Below are 1461 nucleotides of genomic sequence, written 5' to 3'. Positions count from 1 at the left end.
CGGTGCGACGCGGGCGCGGCAACGGCGCCACGCGTCTCGGAGAAGCGGCACGAAGCGATTCAAGGCGGCAGGAGCGCGGATGGAAGAGGCGCGATCCTAGCAAACGGCACACGTGCGACGCCCGCCAAAACGGCCGTTTATTTGCAGGATTTACAGACGATTACGTTTGTTGCCCGCCGACAACCTTTTATGGCGTGGCCCGGCGCGATTCTCCCGACGAATCGGGGCCGGCGCCGCCAGCGCTCGAGGCCGTCTGTCAGCGCGGCACGGCGTCGTCGGCGGCCATTGCGACCACATCCGCGAGCCGCTGCGCGGCCGCCTCCATCTGCGCGCGGCCGAACCCGCCGAAGCCCAGCACGAGCCCCGGGCGGGCCGTACCGGGCGCGAACATCGGCGACACGGCGCGCACCGCGACGCCGGCTTGCGCGGCGCGCTCGACCACGTCGAGATCGTCGATGCCTTCCGCGAGCCACAGCACGACGTGCATGCCCTGATCGCCCGGCTGCACCCACGCCCGTTCGCGCGGCAGCCGCGCACCGAGCGTGTCGATCAGCAGCGTGCGCTGTTCCGCATACACGCCGCGCACGCGGCGGATGTGGCGGTCGAGGTGGCCTTCCGCGATGAACGCGGCCAGCACGTGCTGGTCGGCGGTCGGCACATGACGATCCATCAGCACGCGGGCGCCGCAGAACGCGGGCACGAGGTCGTCGGGCGCGATCACGTAGCCGAGCCGCAACGACGGAAACAGGATCTTGCTGAACGTGCCGAGGTAGATCACGCGGTCGGGGTCGAGCCCCTGCAGCGACGGGAACGGATGGCCTTCGTAGCGCAGCTCGCTGTCGTAGTCGTCCTCGACCACCCACGCGTGCTGCCCACGCGCCCATGCGAGCAGCGCATTGCGCCGCGCCATGCTGAGCGGCATGCCGAGCGGATACTGGTGCGACGGCGTGACGAACGCCACCCGCGCATGCGGCGCGAGACGGATGCCGGCGTCGACGTCGATACCGTCGGCGTCGACCGGCACCCGCACCATCGCGTCGCGCCGCCCGGTGCTGTCGAGCAACGCGGTGATGCCGCGATAGGCCGGATTCTCGACCCATGCCTGATCGCCCGCGCCGAGCAACACCTGGCTCGCGAGATGCAGCCCCTGCTGCGTGCCGCTCGTGATCACGACCTGGTCGGCATGGCAGCGCACCGAGCGCGAGCGGCGCACATAGTCGGCGATCGCCTCGCGCAGCGGCAGCGCGCCTTGCGGATCGGCATAGCCGGACGGTGCGCCGGGGCCGCGTGCGCGCAGGCGGTTGCCGAGCCGGCGCCAGATGTCGTCGGGCGCGGTGAGGCCGATCGGCACCGAGATCGCGAACGGCATGGCCGGCAGCGGACGGAATTCGCCGGCGATCCGCGCGAAGGCGGCGGCCGGCTCGGGGAGGCCGGTGCGCACCGGCGGGCGGTGTCGGGCAG

1 protein-coding gene is annotated in these 1461 nt (G+C 71.7%); it reads right to left on the bottom strand.

Going from position 1 to position 1461, the window contains the following annotated elements; genetic code table 11:
• Nucleotides 1-256 precede the first annotated feature (256 nt).
• The coding region (locus F3J15_RS37340; protein ID WP_166897818.1) for a PLP-dependent aminotransferase family protein at nt 257-1461 on the bottom strand (1205 nt) is incomplete at its 5' end.

Source organism: Burkholderia sp. Ap-955, from assembly GCF_011753045.1.
GTDB lineage: Bacteria > Pseudomonadota > Gammaproteobacteria > Burkholderiales > Burkholderiaceae > Burkholderia > Burkholderia lata_D.
This window is presented reverse-complemented; position numbering and strand designations above follow the sequence as displayed.